This window comes from Bacillus sp. Medicinal_06 (assembly GCF_056711665.1).
The window spans coordinates 1-246 of the sequence record NZ_JBWYHD010000099.1 but is presented as its reverse complement, the minus strand read 5'-3'; the positions used below and the strand labels follow the sequence as shown (position 1 = coordinate 246).

Annotated in this window: 1 pseudogene; it reads right to left on the bottom strand. The window is 39.8% G+C overall.

What is annotated here, in order from left to right:
* A pseudogene (locus AC1M36_RS28670) lies at window positions 1-246 on the bottom strand (hypothetical protein); the annotation flags it as partial.

Here is a 246-nt window from a genome sequence, read left to right as displayed (position 1 = left end):
GGTCAGTTTTTTTTACGGATTCAAGATCCCAAAGCACCCACGACCCTTTCTTCACTTCTACTATATAAAAAATAGTAGTGCGAACCAATGCCTTGGTCTGCACTACTAATCTTAGTATGTTTTCTTTATATCCTAATCCCCGGCGACCAATTGTAAAGGCCGCGGATTGATGAATAGAGATACCGAATTTCCGCATGTATTTCATTTTTCCAGAGATTGAAGTGTAAGCGGGATTCACTTGAAAGA